Origin of the sequence: Marinobacterium jannaschii DSM 6295, from assembly GCF_000620085.1 — a bacterium.
GTDB classification, from domain to species: domain Bacteria; phylum Pseudomonadota; class Gammaproteobacteria; order Pseudomonadales; family Balneatricaceae; genus Pontibacterium; species Pontibacterium jannaschii.
The window spans coordinates 1-13,829 of the sequence record NZ_JHVJ01000036.1 but is presented as its reverse complement, the minus strand read 5'-3'; the positions used below and the strand labels follow the sequence as shown (position 1 = coordinate 13,829).

General features: G+C 56.0%; 20 protein-coding genes. 19 read left to right on the top strand and 1 reads right to left on the bottom strand.

Annotation, left to right across the window (positions count from 1 at the left end):
* The first annotated feature begins 24 nt into the window (after positions 1–24).
* The 19 genes from Q354_RS0115390 to Q354_RS0115300 all read left to right on the top strand — a co-directional run bounded on the left by Q354_RS0115390 (position 25) and on the right by Q354_RS0115300 (position 13,196).
* Positions 25–279 (top strand): hypothetical protein, encoded by a 255-nt coding sequence (locus Q354_RS0115390; RefSeq protein ID WP_027858392.1) that lies wholly within the window; start codon positions 25–27, stop codon positions 277–279.
* Positions 276–629, top strand: coding sequence for a hypothetical protein (locus Q354_RS0115385; RefSeq protein ID WP_027858391.1), 354 nt, complete (start codon positions 276–278; stop codon positions 627–629). The genes Q354_RS0115390 and Q354_RS0115385 overlap by 4 nt, the downstream gene beginning before the upstream one ends.
* Before the next feature lie 3 nt (positions 630–632).
* Positions 633–1,304: a hypothetical protein gene (locus tag Q354_RS26010; protein WP_036230130.1), complete on the top strand. Its 672-nt coding sequence runs from the start codon at positions 633–635 to the stop codon at positions 1,302–1,304.
* A complete protein-coding gene (locus Q354_RS0115375; RefSeq protein WP_156948374.1) occupies positions 1,282–1,851 on the top strand; it encodes a hypothetical protein in 570 nt (189 codons plus the stop codon). The genes Q354_RS26010 and Q354_RS0115375 overlap by 23 nt, the downstream gene beginning before the upstream one ends.
* Positions 1,844–2,431, top strand: coding sequence for a phage baseplate assembly protein V (locus Q354_RS26005; RefSeq protein ID WP_051560187.1), 588 nt, complete (start codon positions 1,844–1,846; stop codon positions 2,429–2,431). Before Q354_RS0115375 ends, Q354_RS26005 begins: the two co-directional genes overlap by 8 nt.
* Positions 2,428–2,781: a GPW/gp25 family protein gene (locus Q354_RS0115365; protein ID WP_027858389.1), complete on the top strand. Its 354-nt coding sequence runs from the start codon at positions 2,428–2,430 to the stop codon at positions 2,779–2,781. The genes Q354_RS26005 and Q354_RS0115365 overlap by 4 nt, the downstream gene beginning before the upstream one ends.
* Complete coding sequence (locus tag Q354_RS0115360) at positions 2,762–3,754, top strand: baseplate J/gp47 family protein (RefSeq protein WP_051560186.1); 993 nt, start codon at positions 2,762–2,764, stop codon at positions 3,752–3,754. The genes Q354_RS0115365 and Q354_RS0115360 overlap by 20 nt, the downstream gene beginning before the upstream one ends.
* Positions 3,751–4,452: a phage tail protein I gene (locus Q354_RS0115355; RefSeq protein ID WP_027858387.1), complete on the top strand. Its 702-nt coding sequence runs from the start codon at positions 3,751–3,753 to the stop codon at positions 4,450–4,452. The genes Q354_RS0115360 and Q354_RS0115355 overlap by 4 nt, the downstream gene beginning before the upstream one ends.
* Positions 4,449–4,982: a hypothetical protein gene (locus tag Q354_RS0115350; RefSeq protein ID WP_027858386.1), complete on the top strand. Its 534-nt coding sequence runs from the start codon at positions 4,449–4,451 to the stop codon at positions 4,980–4,982. Before Q354_RS0115355 ends, Q354_RS0115350 begins: the two co-directional genes overlap by 4 nt.
* Before the next feature lie 3 nt (positions 4,983–4,985).
* The gene (locus Q354_RS0115345) at positions 4,986–5,810 is read left to right on the top strand and encodes a hypothetical protein (protein ID WP_027858385.1); all 825 of its coding nucleotides are present in this window, start codon (positions 4,986–4,988) and stop codon (positions 5,808–5,810) included.
* Positions 5,811–5,819: 9 nt separating this feature from the next.
* Positions 5,820–6,095: a hypothetical protein gene (locus Q354_RS0115340; protein WP_036230125.1), complete on the top strand. Its 276-nt coding sequence runs from the start codon at positions 5,820–5,822 to the stop codon at positions 6,093–6,095.
* An 80-nt stretch (positions 6,096–6,175) separates the two neighbouring features.
* Positions 6,176–6,367 (top strand): hypothetical protein, encoded by a 192-nt coding sequence (locus Q354_RS0115335; protein ID WP_027858383.1) that lies wholly within the window; start codon positions 6,176–6,178, stop codon positions 6,365–6,367.
* Positions 6,354–7,526, top strand: coding sequence for a phage tail sheath protein (locus Q354_RS0115330; RefSeq protein WP_051560185.1), 1,173 nt, complete (start codon positions 6,354–6,356; stop codon positions 7,524–7,526). The genes Q354_RS0115335 and Q354_RS0115330 overlap by 14 nt, the downstream gene beginning before the upstream one ends.
* On the top strand, positions 7,519–8,022 hold the full coding sequence (locus Q354_RS0115325; protein ID WP_027858381.1) for a phage major tail tube protein: 504 nt from the start codon (positions 7,519–7,521) through the stop codon (positions 8,020–8,022). The genes Q354_RS0115330 and Q354_RS0115325 overlap by 8 nt, the downstream gene beginning before the upstream one ends.
* A gap of 67 nt (positions 8,023–8,089) precedes the next feature.
* Entirely contained in the window at positions 8,090–8,701 is a 612-nt protein-coding gene (locus Q354_RS27505; RefSeq protein WP_051560184.1) for a phage tail assembly protein, read from the top strand.
* A gap of 115 nt (positions 8,702–8,816) precedes the next feature.
* Entirely contained in the window at positions 8,817–11,603 is a 2,787-nt protein-coding gene (locus tag Q354_RS27500; protein ID WP_027858380.1) for a phage tail tape measure protein, read from the top strand.
* The gene (locus Q354_RS0115310; RefSeq protein ID WP_027858379.1) at positions 11,600–11,977 is read left to right on the top strand and encodes a phage tail protein; all 378 of its coding nucleotides are present in this window, start codon (positions 11,600–11,602) and stop codon (positions 11,975–11,977) included. Before Q354_RS27500 ends, Q354_RS0115310 begins: the two co-directional genes overlap by 4 nt.
* The gene (locus Q354_RS0115305; protein WP_027858378.1) at positions 11,974–12,180 is read left to right on the top strand and encodes a tail protein X; all 207 of its coding nucleotides are present in this window, start codon (positions 11,974–11,976) and stop codon (positions 12,178–12,180) included. Before Q354_RS0115310 ends, Q354_RS0115305 begins: the two co-directional genes overlap by 4 nt.
* Positions 12,171–13,196 (top strand): contractile injection system protein, VgrG/Pvc8 family, encoded by a 1,026-nt coding sequence (locus Q354_RS0115300; protein ID WP_027858377.1) that lies wholly within the window; start codon positions 12,171–12,173, stop codon positions 13,194–13,196. Before Q354_RS0115305 ends, Q354_RS0115300 begins: the two co-directional genes overlap by 10 nt.
* A gap of 189 nt (positions 13,197–13,385) precedes the next feature.
* On the opposite strand, the gene Q354_RS0115295 is transcribed toward Q354_RS0115300, so the two are convergent.
* Positions 13,386–13,676, bottom strand: coding sequence for a hypothetical protein (locus Q354_RS0115295; protein ID WP_027858376.1), 291 nt, complete (start codon positions 13,674–13,676; stop codon positions 13,386–13,388).
* Positions 13,677–13,829: the final 153 nt, after the last annotated feature.

Below are 13,829 nucleotides of genomic sequence, written 5' to 3'. Positions count from 1 at the left end.
CTGTTTATCAAGGGTTAGAAGCTGATGAAGGTTCAGGTAATTAAGGGTGTGATGATCCAGGGCGTGGCCGTGTTTCCGGAGATGAAAGTTGACGGTAAGCCGGTTAAGCAAGTGATTGTCGATGTGCCGAAAAGCGAAGCGCTGGAAATGCATCGTGCAGGCCAGGTTAAGCCGGCGCCGAAGGGTGCGAAGGTCACTTTCGAGGTGAAGCGGGTGGATCCCGAAGGGGATGAGCTAGATGCCTTCTTCGGTGAAGAAGCCGAAGAAGAGGAAGGTTGATCGGTGATGCCGACTTTGACGTCTTTTACAGCACGAGTGATTTCGGGGTAGCTGCTCGGTTCGAAATTGATGGTGTTGTTAGTGATCAGGTTGTGATCATTGATGGCGTTGAGGGGTCGGCTGTAGTTGGTAAAGGCCGTCGCCGGGTTGGTGTTCTTGAGAGCGTACTTTCTCTTCCGGCTTCTCGTGTTCCTGATGGTTGGGAGCGGGCAAAGGTTACTGTTTCGGGTGTTGCGTATCGCCTGATCGGGCCGCCAGATGTGCGGAGCGGTCGGGCGTTTTTCGTTTTGCAGCACTATGTTTCTGATGCCAGTCAGGGCAGTTCTGGGTCCAAGTATATGCAGGTCTAAATCATGAGCGAATGGCGGCGGGTGGCTGTTGCTGAGGGGCATCATCGTAATCGGTCGGGTATTGATATTTCGGTTGATATTGGTGAGATCAATCAGCAGTTAACAGTTGGGCTGCAGGATCTGAGGGCTCAGGTTGAGAAGGCGATTGGCCGTGCGATAACTAAGGTCGGGCGGTGGCTGCGGACTCATTCCGTTCGCGAGATCGGGAGGGTGCTGCAGATTAAGCAGTCTGTGCTGCGCCGGCGCTTTCGCTTTCATGAGACTGGTAAGGGTTCGGCTAAGCAGCTGAGCATCTGGGTCGGTCTGCTCACGGTGGCCGCGCATGATGCGGGTCGAGCGGTGCAGAATGCGGCGGGTGTGGCGGTGCGTGGTCGGCAGTTTGATAGTGCGTTTATCCAGCGGATTTATAGCAGTGATGAGCGGGTGTTCATTCGTGCCAGTCGTAACCGCAAGTTGCAGCATGCTACGGCGGGTGGTCGTGATAGTTGGAAGTACCGGCCTAAGTCACCGTCATTTCTCGCTCAGTACGGTGATCGCTTTCCTGTTCAGGTGGTCGGGGTCGAGATCGAGTCTGTAGCGCGTCCGATCCTAGAGCGCTATGAGCAGCGGGTAAATGCCCGTTATCGCGAAATTCTGGAGCAGGAGTTGGAATATGCAATCAAGCATGAAACCTGAGATTCATCAGCCGTCTGAGCTGCATGATGCGATCGTTGAGCATCTGCGGGCTAAGGTCGCGGCGGGGGATTCGCCGGATCTTGTCGTATCAGGCTATGAGGACTGGTCGCCTGCTGATGCGGTGGATCGCCAGATCTTGATTGAGCTATCCGCGGCGGATGAGGGCGAGAGGCAGGCTGACGGGCGGCATGCTCAGCTGTTTGAGGTGGTGCTTTATGCTGTGGTCTCCCGTGGTTGCAGGCAGTCAGCGCTGCAGGCGATGAATCTGGCGTCTGTTCTGATGCGCGTGGCTGCTGTTCAGCGCTGGGGTTGGAGTGGTCGGGCGGTCGGATTTCCTCAGAAAATGGCAATGGAGGCTTCGTTTCTGCTGGATGGTGACAGCCAGCACCAAGGCTTTGAGGCCTGGGAAATTCGCTGGCGTCAGCAGCTGAATCTGGGCGCGCCTGGTTATGAGGATGATCCGGTGGTAACCGGTGTGTTCTTTTCTGTGAATCCAGACGATTCGGCGGATGAGTCGCAGTATCAGCAGGTGCCTGAAAGTGCTTGAACGGATTGCGGGGCTGATTCAACAGGCGCTGCGGCCGTATGACGACAAGATTGCGGAGCTGGTCTCTGATCTCGAAGAGCTGCAGCGGCGACTTGATAACATCATCCGGCCAGGTGTTGTGGATGATGTGCATCCTGGTGGAAAGCTGGTTCGTGTGAAATCGGGTCGTAATAGAACGCCTTGGATCAAATGGATGGCGCCGGCGGCGGGTGCGGTGCGCGAGTATCGTTGTCCCTCAGTGGGTGAGCAGGTTGCTTTGCTTAATTACGGGGGCGGTGATAACAGTACGCAGACGTGGGCACTCTGTGGTGTCTGGTCCGATCAGTTCAACTCGCCTGCAGGCAACCCGAATCATCATCTGATTGATTGGGGTGATGGCATGTCGATGCTGATTGATATGGAAGCTCAGCGCGTTGTATGGAACGTGCCGGGCGGTATGGAATTGGATATTCCTGACATTCACAGTACCGGCAGTATTCGCACGGATGGTGATCAGATTGCCGATACGGTGAGTCAGATAGGGCATAAGCATGGTGGTGTTGTAGCTGGTCCTGCTTCTACTGAGGAGCCGATTAAATGACGGGGATTTGTCGTAAGACTGGTCGGGCTGTAAGCGGCTGGGAGCACTTCAAGGGGCTGGCTGAGGATGTGTTGACTACTCAGGTGGTTTCACGCCAGAGGCGGCGTGCCTACGGTTCGCGGCTGCCTGAGCTGTTGGGCAAGCTGAACAGTGATGGTGTGTTAATGCAGGCGCAGGCTTACGCGGCTCAGGCATTTGCTGATCCGGTTAATAAGCTGGTCGATCAGTTCGCGCTTAAGCGGGTTGTGGTGAGTCGAACTGAGGTTGGATTGCGGCTGCGGCTGGCGGGTGACTGGCAGGGGCAGTCGGTGAGCTTTGAGGTAGATATCAATGCTAACGAATCGAAATGAGCTGCCCGCTCCTGAAGCGGTAGCGCGGCCTGATTTTGAAGAATATGTTGCCCGGTTTAAGGCGGTGTACGTTGGTCTGGTCCGGGCGGAGGATCCTGAGCTGGCAGCTTCGGTAGAGAAGGTGCTGGATAACGAGGGTGAGCTGCTGACGAAAATGGCGGAAACGTTCACGATCATGCTCACCAATGAGGTTCAGCGGCGGAATCAGCAGGTGTTGGCCGTGTTGCCTGGGTTCTCCAAAGGGGCGGATCTGGATAACGTCGTGTCGAATCACGGCATTAAGCGACAGGTGCTGGATGAGGGTGATCCTGCGGCGTTTCCGCCGGTACCGCCAGTTAAAGAATCAGATGATGATCTGTTGTTGCGCTACTGGTTGGCACCGCATGCGCCGGCGGCTGGGAGTCGTCTGTTTTACAAGTTTCAGTGCCTCACGCTGGATGCGAAACCGCGTATCACGCTCGATAAGCCGGCACCGAATCAGGTTCGGTTGACCTACACCTTTAATGAGGGTGGTCAGGCGGCGCGTATTCGTGATGGTGACGGTGTGCGTCGGGCGATCGGTACCGGTGAGATTGATGTACCAGTATTGTCGCGGGATGGTGACGGGACACCGGATTCTGAGTTACTGGATGCGGTGCGGTTGCATTTCGGGCGGGATGATACCGGTGTTGAGACTGATGTGGTGTCGGTGATTCCGGCTGAGATCGTCAGCTATCAGCAGCATGTGCGGGTCTGGATCGGTAACGGGCCGGATGCGGGAATCAGTCAGGCGGAGTTTGAGGAGCGTCTGCAGGCGTATGCGGATGAGTCGCATCGCCTGGGTGCGGTGGTTGAGCCTGGCTATATCTCTCACTTGATGTATGGCGCGGGCGGTAAGCGGGTTGAGGTGGTTGAGCCTGCTACTTCGGTTGAGTGTACGCGGCTGCAGGCGCCGCATTGTTCCGGCATTACGGTTGAGGTGCTTACGCTATGAGCACTCAGTCTTTATTGCCAGATAACCGGACGCTGATCGAAACGGCGTTAGAGCAAACGCTGAATCAGTTTCTGCAAGATATCCCGGCTCCGTTGCCGGGTTTTTTAAATGCAGAGGTGGTGCCGGTTGAGTCGTTGCCGTATCTGGCTGCGGCTAAATCGGTGCCGCATTGGAGTCTGCATAAAACAGAGCAGGAAAAGCGGCAGGCAACGGCTGATCAGTGGATTATTCAGCGGCAATCGGGAATGCGATCGGCGCTGCTGGGAGTGCTCAAAACACTCGGTTACGAGGGTGAGATCGTCTATGGAAATAGTCCGTATCAGATTGAGGTGCAGGCTTGGCGAAGCAATTCGCCGGTGGTGCCGGATGATGTGAATCGCCTGGTTGTCGCGCTTGATGAGGTGAAGGCTGAGCGTGATGAGGCGGTAGTTAGCCTGGTGCTTGGCTTTGAGACCGGCTGGCGATGTTCGGGCGCGATCTCTGCACCGCTGCAGCTATTTGATCAGAGTGTTGAGGCTGCCCTGGTCAGTGCTCCGGCCTTGGTGGGCGGGTTTTCGATGGCGGGGGGCTGCAGGGCTGTTGCGATCGATGATCGGGCGTTGGAGGGGCGGGGTGTTTCTGTGGAGCCATTGGCGCCGGTCGCATTGGCGGGCGGTACGCGATGGGTGGTGATTAATGATATGGAGCTGGGTGCATGAGTAATCCGGTGGTGACGTATACAAAGGCGGCGCTGGTTGAGGCGCTGTCGAAAAAGCATCAGGGGCTGAAGCTTGAGATCACTCATATTTCGTACGGTGATCAGGCATTTACGCCTAGTGATAGTCTGGTATCGATACCGGGGCAGCGTGAAAAGGAGCCGATCGCAAGCTTTGAAGATATCAGTGCGACCCAGCTGCGCATGGGGGCGGTGTTCGGTTCTACTGCGGAATATCCTGTATACGGCGTGGGTTTCTGGTCGGGCGATCTTTTGGTGGCTACGTTCAGCACTGGGGAGTTGTTGACCTATAAGAGTCAGCATAGCCAGGTGGTCCAGAAATACACGGTGGATATTAGCCCGATGCCAACGGGCAGCGTCACTGTGGCGGTGGGCGTTGAAAACCTCAACCTAATGATGGCTGAGGAGTTTATGCGCTCTACCATTGCGATGGTTCGAATGGCTACGGTGCAAACTAAGGCGGCGCACAAGCAGATGCAGCTGAGCGAGCGCCTGCGAAAACTTGAGGGGTAACAGATGAGTCTTGAAACGGAAATGGCTGCGCTGCAGCAGGCGATTGCAGGGAATACGGCAGCCAATCAGGCGCTGGCGGATCAGGTGGCCGGTTGGTTGGGTGCTGCTGATCAGAAGATAAGTGAGGCTACGCAGGCGGTGCCTGCGGCGGTTTCAGGGCTGTCTGAAATATATCGCTATGTCAGTCTTGCGGGGAATGATTCGGGCGCTGGCACGGCAAGCGAACCGCATCGCACTATCAAGCATGCGATTGAGTCGTGTCCTTTGACATCGCGGGTCATTGTCGTGCTTGTGGACGGTGATGAAACCAACAAGCACGTTATTGGTGAAACAATTCAGGTGTCGTCGCGCATTATAGAAATACGCCCAAATGGAGCGCACCTGCATCTGGCCGATGCGCTGGCTGTGGTTTTTCAGACTAAACCTGGCGGGGTGGTGTACTTTTCGGATCATGGCGGAGATGCTGGCACTATCCACTTAGGTACCGACAAGCTTTTTGTTAGTGCAGGTGGCCCGACGACTGTTCATCTTGGCGGTTATGATGCGACCACATTTCGAATTAATGATGCTGCGACGCTTAAGGTGTTGCAGACGAATTATGCGGGCTCGGCGCGTGGCTTGTCCGTACTGACGATGAGTCGCGTGAATTGCAAAAATGCAGACGGCAGCGCCGCCGCCGTGGGGGCGGTCGTGGGTTGGAATCCGTCGCTAGCGGGCTCGGCGTTGATCGATCTGTGGCAGTGCGATATGGGGACGGATTATAAGGATGCGGTAGATCCGGCAATGGTGGCAACTCTTGTGGGTGCCCTGAAAGTGGCTTCGGTTTAAGGTGAGGAAATGGATTTACTAATTGATGGGCGGCATTTGTCGGGGTTTGGCTGTAGCGACGATGACAGGCAGCAGTTGCGGTCAATGGGTTTTGCTGAAGTTAAGATCGATGCGGCATTCGCTGGGGCGAGGCTGGCGCAAGTGCTGGAAAAGCGGAAGGCTGCTTACAGAGAGGAGAGCGACCCTCTCTTTATTGAGTGGCAATATGAAAATGATTCGGCCTCAGAGCAGGCCTGGCGAGATAAAGTGGCAGAGATCAAGGCCCGCTATCCATTGCCCGAATAGCAAACCGTCACTAAGGCGGTTTTTTTACACCTAAATAAAGCCTCGCATCTGCGGGGCTTTTTAGTATCTGGAGAAAACCAGTGAAGAAAAAACCATATCAGGTGGTTGCGCAGCATCGTGTTGGCCAGCGTTGGCTTGAGCCCGGTGGGGATCCGGTCTGGCTGGCAGATGCTGAGGCAGGCTATCCGTTGTCACGGGGTTGGCTGAAGCAGCTGGAAGAGGCTGGTCAGGATGTAACTGAAGAGCAGGAGGCTGGCGATGCCGCTGAATAATGCATTTGAGAAGAACGGTATTTCCATTATCACCAGTGAGCCGCCGCCGCCGATGGGGCCGCCAGGTGAAGATGTTATTTGTATCGTGGGTGTGGCGCCGGATAAGGATGCGTCGGTGCAGTATCAGAACCCGGTGCGCATTTCTAATCAGGGGCATTGGCCGCTGATCGATAGTGTGGGCGATGAGCGTGGCAGTCTGATTCAGCCGATCATGAAAACCCATCAGAAAACGGCGGTAACGATCTATACAATCGTTGTGCCTGAGGGTGCTGATGCTGCAGAGACGTTGGCAAATGTGGTCGGCGGTATTGATCCGGGTACAAAGAAGAAAGAGGGTATTGCGGCAATGGTTGAGTGCCTGGAGCGTCCAACCATTATCGCGGCACCTGGTTTCAGTCATGAGAAAGCGGTGATTGATGCGCTGGCGGCGATGGGTGATAAGCTGCGGGCGCGTGTTGTGGTGGATGGTCCGAGTACAACCACTGATGCGGCTATTGCGCTGTCTGCTCAGCTGGGTGGTGAGGGTACCGGTCACGAGCGCGTGTACATGGTTGATCCGGCAGTATCGGTCTATAGCCGTGCGGCCAAGGGTGATGTTCTGGTGCCGGGTTCAGCTGTGGCGATCGGTGCATTGGCCGCTGTTAAGCAGTGGGAGTCGCCGGGGAATCAGGGTGTGCTGATCAGTGGTACAGACCGTACGATTGAGTACAACATTCTTGATAGCACCAGTGAGGCCAATCTGCTCAATAAGAACGGTATCGCGGCGATCTGTCATACCAGTATGGGTGGTTGGTCGCTGATCGGTAACCGTACGGTGACGGGTAAGTTCATCAGTTTTGTTGGGCTCGAGGATGAGATCTGTCGCAAGCTGGAAGGTTCTTCTCAGCGTGCGATGGCGGACAACCTCACTAAGACGTTTATGGATCAGGAAGTGCGAAAGCTCAATAACTTCCTGCAGGATCTGGTGCGGGCGGAAGTCATTCCCGGCGGTGAAGTGTATCTTCATCCAACACTGAACACGGTGTCGCGCTACAAAAATGGTTCTTGGTACATCGTGCTGGATTACGGTCGTTACAGCCCGAATGAGCACATGATCTTCCACGTAAATGCGGTAGACCGCATTGTTGAGACATTCATTGAGGGTGTTTTAAATGGCTGATACACGAGTAACGCGCCTTACGCGGGCGATCATCAATGGTAACCCGGTCATGGGTGAGCTGGAGGGCTACACGCCGCCGCCGGTTGAGAAAGAGATGGAAGACGCTAAGGGCGGTCGTTTCTTTGCTGAGAAGATTATGACCGGCCTGAAAGTTGGCGATGCATCGTTCAAGCTTTCCGGTGTGCCGGTTGAAGTGTTGCAGGCGATGGGTGTTACCCGTGGTGAGTCCTGTGAGATTACGGTCTTGGGCGTAACGATCGATGAGGATGGTGTTGAGTTGCCTCAGCGCTGGGAGCATTCCGGCGAGATCATCAGCATCAAGCAGGATGAGGTTAAGCCTGGCAAAGAGTCTCGCACTCTGGAATACAGCTGTAAGGCTTATAAGCACATGGATGGCGGTAAGGTGATCTATGACCTAAATACGCGCACGCAGAAGTGCGTTGTAGGTGGTAAGGATCTGCTTGAGAACGCCCGCAAGCTGGTTGAAATGGCGTAAGCCTCTTTCCTGAAATCCTTCTGTAGCCGGGTTCTGCCCGGCTTCTTTTTGTCTGAGAGAAATTCCCATGTCTGATATTAAAACGCGCTGGATTGAGCCAGTGATCGCGTTGCTCGTTGAGCTGGTGCGTACCTCTACCGAAACCGTAAAGAGCCTGGTCCTGGTGAATATGCTCACTCATGAGCAGCACGTAGCTCTGATCGATGAATTCGCGTCTGACGCGGATGGTAACCGCAAGCTCTACCGTGAGCTGATCAAGGCGGCGTTTGGTCTCGATGAGGTCGAGGTTAAGAAGATGGCAGTGCCGGACTATAACTCGTTGCTTGAGAAGGTTGAGGAGGTCTTTGGTAAGGACTCGTTTTACTGGTTTGAGAAGCTGGGCGTAAAGGTTGCTGTGGATAATGTAGGGGTGTTGCCGCTGTTGGTGCCGCTGAAAACGTCCGGTGGTCTGGTCGATCAGATTGAGCTGCAGTATCCGAGTGTTGAGGCGGTGGATATGATGCATGCGCATCCGAGTGAGAAGCAGCAGGCGTTCATTCTCAGCAGCTGTACGGGGTTGGCGCCTGAGGAGCTGCGTCAGTTGTCGCCGCCCGATTGGCGTTCCCTGGACAAGCGGGTAACTGATTTTTTGTATCAAACCGGCAGTTACTTCTCTCCCGCGACGATATCGAAGAGCTGACGGATCAGATCATGTTGGCCGTGCACGCCTCAGAGCATGAGGTGCGTGCCTGGTCAGTCCCCAAAGCGATACGGCGCTATAAGCTCGCCGTAAAGAAAAACCGTAGGCCGTATCTATGAGTGCAGCGAGTTATAGCCTCACGCTGAATGCGTCGGACAATATCTCTCCCGCGTTCAAGGGGGCTGCCGCGTCTGCGGATGGTTTCACGGATGCGCTAAAGCAGCAGCAGGGGGAGCTGCGCCAGCTGAAGAAAGCGCAGCGGGAGCTGGGTCGTTTTTCGGATATGAAGGACGGTCTGGCGGCGCTGAAAGGCGAGCTGGCAACAACTCAGGATCGCGTGAAGCAGTTGTCTGCTGAGAAGCAGGAAGCGCGTTCGGTGGTTCGTGGGTTGGGTAAGGATTACCGATCGTCAGAGAAGCGACTAAGTGCTTTAGCTGAGCAGATGGAGGCTGCAGAGGAGCCGTCTGAGCAGCTGAAAATTGAGTTTAAGCAGGCTCAGCAGCAGGCTAGTGAGCTGGCATCTCAGTTGGAAAAAGCGCGTTCTCGGGTGCGTGGTATTGATCGCTCGTTTGGAGCTGCCAGTAAGAGATCTGCAGCGCTCTCTGATGAGTTGTCGCGTGGTCGTAGAGCGCTAGGAGATCTCGGTCGTAGCCTGGGTGATGCTGGCGTAAAGACTGATCAGCTTGCTGATGAGCAGAAGCGGCTGGAGCAGGCTGTTGAGGGTGCTAATGCTGCGATCGATACGCAGAAAGATCGCCTGGCACAGCTGGACAAGGCGCGTTCCCGTGTGAGTGCAGCTGATGCTCGGATGGGTGAGTTGCAGGGTCGCGTTATGGGTGCGGCTGCTACGGCGGCGTCTGTAGCGCTACCGGTTCACCGGTCGATCAAGATGGAAGCGGCGATGGCTGACGTTTCCAAGGTGGTCGATTTTGAGGGTAGTGAGCAGGCTGAGTTTAAATCCAGTCTGCAGCAACTGGCTGTTCAGGTGAATATGAGCGCTGAGGATCTTACGCAGATCTCGGCGGCAGCTGGTCAATCTGGTGTGGCCAAGGATGAGCTGTTTGATTTCACTCAGTCGGCGGCGCGGATGGGCGTGGCGTTTGATATGGCGGCAGCGGATGCCGGTGAAACGATGGCTGCGTGGCGAGCTGGCATGGGGCTCACCCAGCAGCAGGCGGTTGAGTTGGCGGATGCGGTAAACCACGTATCAAATAACATGAATGCTACTGCACGTGATATTTCTGGCGTGCTGCAGCGGCAGGGTGCTGTTGCTACAGCGTCCGGCATGAGTGAGACGCAGGCGGCCTCGCTGGCCGGTGCGTTGCTCTCCGGCGGTGCTTCGGAAGAAGTGGCTGCTACTACTATGAAAAACCTGCTGGGCTCTCTGACGAAGGGTGAGGCGGCAACGTCTGGCCAGAAGTCTGCGCTTAGCGGGCTTGGTCTGGATGCTGGTCAGCTTGCGGCGGGGATGCAGATCGATGCGCTTGGCACTATCCAGGAGGTGTTTGAAGCATTGGCGGATGCGCCGGTTGAGGAGCAGTCTGCGCTGATCTCTCAGTTGTTTGGTGAAGAGTCTAAGGGCGGTATCATGCCGTTGCTCAAGAACCAGCAGCTGCTGCAGAAAGCGTTCGGGCTCACGGCCGATCGCACCGCGTATCTTAACTCTGCACAGGAAGAGTTCGCGAACCGTACCGGTACCAGTGAGCATCGCTTAGGGGCTGCGGCTAAGTCGCTGGATCGTTTGATGATCGTCCTGGGTGATCGCTTGTTGCCTGCTGTTGGTCCGTTGGCTGACGGTGTGGCTTGGGCTGCGAACGGTGTGGCTGATCTGGCTGAGCAGTTCCCTGAGCTGGCGTCTGCTGCAACGGTTACTGTGGCGGGCCTGACTGCGGTGAAGGTCGGTATGCTGGGATGGCAGTTGGCGCAGGCGAAGTTGGAGCAGATTCGGTCTCGTGGCGCGCTAAAACAGGCTGAATTGGCGGCGCGTACCGGTGATACCGCTGCGCGGGCGGGATTGGCTGCGCGAGCTGTCGATCGCTTTAATCGGTCGTTGGCGCGTACTGGCTCAATGCAGCCGGGTGGTGTTGGTGGTGAGGCTACACGGAAGGATTCCGGGAAGCCTGCTAAAGAGAAGCGCCGCCGTCGCGCTGGTAAGGTGGGTCGGCTGGGTCGCCTGGTTTCTGGTGGTATAGATGCTGCTAAGGGGGTGTTCGCCAATCATGGGGGCGCCGCTGCCAAGGTTGGCTTAGGTGCTGGGGCTATGTTGCTGCCTGGCATGGCGAGTGCGGATGTTCTGGGTACGGCGGGTGATGTGTCTGGCGGCCTGAGTGATCTGCTCGGTGGTCTGGGTGATCTCGGTGGTCTGGGCGGATTGGCCGCGAAGGCGATCAAGCCGGTCGATTGGCTGTTGCAGGCGGGGAATCTTGCTGGCGCGGTTGGTTCTGGTGATGCGGTCGATATCGGTGGTTCGTTGGGCGATATCATCGGCGGTACTGGCGGGATGATGGGGGGTGCTGCTGCAGGTGCTGCGATTGGCTCAGTGGTGCCCGTAGTGGGTACGGCCATTGGTGGCGCGATCGGTGCGGCGCTGGGTGGCTTGGCTGGCGGTGAAGGCGGGTCAATGCTGGGTGAGTTTATCGGCGGCTGGTTCAAGGATGATAAGCAGGAGTCGCCGCTGCAGCAGGCTCAGGAGCAGGTTGCTGAGCAGTCTAAGCAGGCGCAGCCGGTGCAGGATAACCGGCAGATATCGTTTAGTCCGGTTATCCACGTAACGCCTCAGCCTGGTGCTGATACTCAGGCGATCGCTCAGGCTGTAATGCAGCAGCTCAAGGATGAGTTTGTGCCGATTATGGAGGGTTCGCTCTCTGGTCGGCTGGAAGATAGCCTGGAGGTAACTGCATGAATCAGATGTTGGCGATCGGGGACCTGGTGCTCAGTGTCTATCAAGACTCTGAGTATGAGAAGTTGGTGCGTACCTCGCACGGCGGTTTTGTGACGCTGGATCGCGGTGGTCAGTCGCCCGCTTCTCAGCAGGTCGGGCCGGCGCTGGATACGATTCAGATCACTGGTACGTTGTTGGGCGGTACCGGTGGTGAAGTGTTGGCGCGTTGGCGTGAGTTGCAGGCTGAGCGGAAGCCTCAGCCTGTGGTGCGTGGTAGCGGTGAGGTTCTGGGTCTATGGATGATTCAGAAAATCGTTGAGACGGAATCACGTCTGATCGATAACGGCGTTGCGCTCAAGACTCAGTATTCAGTCGATCTGGAGCAGTACAGATGAATTACAGAACGGTTCACGGCGATACAGTAGACGGTGTGCTTTGGCGGGAGCTGGGGCGCAATGATGAGCAGGTAGTTGCTGCGTTCTGGGAGTTGAATCCTGATGCAGCTGAGCATGGGCCGATATTTCCGGCGGGCATCGCGCTCACGCTGCCTGAGAAGCCGTCTCGCCCTGTGGCGGAGGTAGTGCGCGTATGGGATTAGTTCAGCGCTTAACGCCTGTGTGCGAGATCACCGGTGGTAGCAATACCGCTAAAACGATTCAGGAGCGGTTGATCTCCTGTTCTGTGGTGGATGCGTCTGGATCTGAGTCGGATAGCATTCGTATTGAGATCGATGCTCAGGGGCTGATGGAGTGGCCGAGTAGTGGTCAGGTAATCGGGTGTCGTATGGGGTATCTGGAGGATGATTCGGTAACGGATCTGGGTCAGTTCAAGCTGGCGCGGATCTCCGAGAGCCTGCTGCCTAATACGCTCACCCTAACCGGTACCGCTGCGCCGTTTCAGGCTAAGGATGAGTCTGAGTTCAAGCGCCGGCATTCCCGCTCATGGGAAGCGACGACGCTGGGCGATATCGTTAAGGAAGTCGCTGATCGTCATGGATTCAGTCCGCGTGTTCCTGCTGATCTGGCGGCGGTGGCTGTTGAACACCTGGATCAGAATGAGGAGACCGATGTTCGGTTCTTGCATCGCCTGGCGAAAAAGCATGATGCTGTGTGTAAGCCAGTGGGGAGTTTACTGATCTTCTGTCGTCGCGGGCAGGTGAAATCGCTCAGCGGTCGTGCGCCGACTACGGTTGAGATCCCGTATCCTGAGAACAATGTTCCGACCTCTGTTGATTTCGTAACAGCTTCTGTTAGTTCTGCAGACAAGGCGAAGTTCTCCGGCGTGACTGCTGAGTGGTACGACGCGGAAGCCGCTCAGGAGCATCGGGTAGATGAAGGCGATAGGCCGCGCAAGCGGTTGCGTGAAACCTTTGAGGGTGAGCAGGCAGCCAAGGATGCGATCGCTGCTGAGCTGCGCAAGATCGCTCGGGAGGGTGATTCGCTGTCGCTGGAGTGTCCGGGGAATCCGAGTCTCGCAGCTGAGGGGTTACTAGGCCTGGTTGGTTTTCCGAGTGGGCGAATGGCGGGGCGCTGGTCTGCTGATCGCGTCACACACACTTACAATTCGCGTGGGTATCGTTGCTCAGCATCGGCAACGCGGCCTGTTGAATCATAGCCCGGCCATCTGGCCGGGCTTTTGCTGTTTGTAGTGGTTAACTTTTAGGCTGTTGCCTGGAGAGTTGGCCAGTATAAAGCGTTTGTTCTGGCTGATCTCTAGGGGGGAAATCGGCGCCAGCCCTTGGGTTGCGCGGGGTGCGTCGGATCAGGGGCTTCTGTATCTTTTGCTAAATCATGACGGGTTAATTTACCTGTCAGTTGGTTCCGGTAGCTCTGCCGATTGTGAGGCTGGCATCAACAAAACGTCAGTCTTCCTGAACTCAATGATCTGCCAGTAAAGCGGGTCGTCTTTGTCCGGTACGATATCCTCGCGCCCATACACGCCGACTTCATCAAAAATAGGCGTCCACCATGTTGAGGTGTCTCTATCAAAGACGGCGGGCTGGTCCAGATAGTTGGTTATCACAAACAGCTCGGCAGGAGGGTATGTGCACGGATCGTCAATGTTGAATAGTGTGCCGTTTTCTTTTGTGTTCATATTTTTGTCCTTAAACTCGTTAGCTTTTCCTGAATTCTTGAGTGGTTTATCGTCTACTTATGGTAGCGATCGGAGTAGCTGCAGGAGGAGTCGTCGGGTTCTCTTGTTTTTGTTGAGGCTGGCGTAGCGCTGCGCCAAGTCTCGGTTGGCGGG

Bases quoted from the DNA above. Each gene is read 5' to 3' on its own strand.
- Q354_RS0115355 (WP_027858387.1), top strand. From the start codon at position 3,751: ATGAGCACTCAGTCTTTATTGCCAGATAACCGGACGCTGATCGAAACG.
- Q354_RS27505 (WP_051560184.1), top strand. From the start codon at position 8,090: ATGTCTGATATTAAAACGCGCTGGATTGAGCCAGTGATCGCGTTGCTC.
- Q354_RS0115390 (WP_027858392.1), top strand. From the start codon at position 25: ATGAAGGTTCAGGTAATTAAGGGTGTGATGATCCAGGGCGTGGCCGTG.
- Q354_RS0115345 (WP_027858385.1), top strand. From the start codon at position 4,986: ATGAGTCTTGAAACGGAAATGGCTGCGCTGCAGCAGGCGATTGCAGGG.
- Q354_RS0115360 (WP_051560186.1), top strand. From the start codon at position 2,762: ATGCTAACGAATCGAAATGAGCTGCCCGCTCCTGAAGCGGTAGCGCGG.
- Q354_RS27500 (WP_027858380.1), top strand. From the start codon at position 8,817: ATGAGTGCAGCGAGTTATAGCCTCACGCTGAATGCGTCGGACAATATC.
- Q354_RS0115350 (WP_027858386.1), top strand. From the start codon at position 4,449: ATGAGTAATCCGGTGGTGACGTATACAAAGGCGGCGCTGGTTGAGGCG.
- Q354_RS0115325 (WP_027858381.1), top strand. From the start codon at position 7,519: ATGGCTGATACACGAGTAACGCGCCTTACGCGGGCGATCATCAATGGT.
- Q354_RS0115310 (WP_027858379.1), top strand. From the start codon at position 11,600: ATGAATCAGATGTTGGCGATCGGGGACCTGGTGCTCAGTGTCTATCAA.
- Q354_RS0115300 (WP_027858377.1), top strand. From the start codon at position 12,171: ATGGGATTAGTTCAGCGCTTAACGCCTGTGTGCGAGATCACCGGTGGT.
- Q354_RS26010 (WP_036230130.1), top strand. From the start codon at position 633: ATGAGCGAATGGCGGCGGGTGGCTGTTGCTGAGGGGCATCATCGTAAT.
- Q354_RS0115330 (WP_051560185.1), top strand. From the start codon at position 6,354: ATGCCGCTGAATAATGCATTTGAGAAGAACGGTATTTCCATTATCACC.
- Q354_RS0115305 (WP_027858378.1), top strand. From the start codon at position 11,974: ATGAATTACAGAACGGTTCACGGCGATACAGTAGACGGTGTGCTTTGG.
- Q354_RS0115365 (WP_027858389.1), top strand. From the start codon at position 2,428: ATGACGGGGATTTGTCGTAAGACTGGTCGGGCTGTAAGCGGCTGGGAG.
- Q354_RS0115295 (WP_027858376.1), bottom strand. From the start codon at position 13,676: ATGAACACAAAAGAAAACGGCACACTATTCAACATTGACGATCCGTGC.
- Q354_RS0115340 (WP_036230125.1), top strand. From the start codon at position 5,820: ATGGATTTACTAATTGATGGGCGGCATTTGTCGGGGTTTGGCTGTAGC.
- Q354_RS0115375 (WP_156948374.1), top strand. From the start codon at position 1,282: ATGCAATCAAGCATGAAACCTGAGATTCATCAGCCGTCTGAGCTGCAT.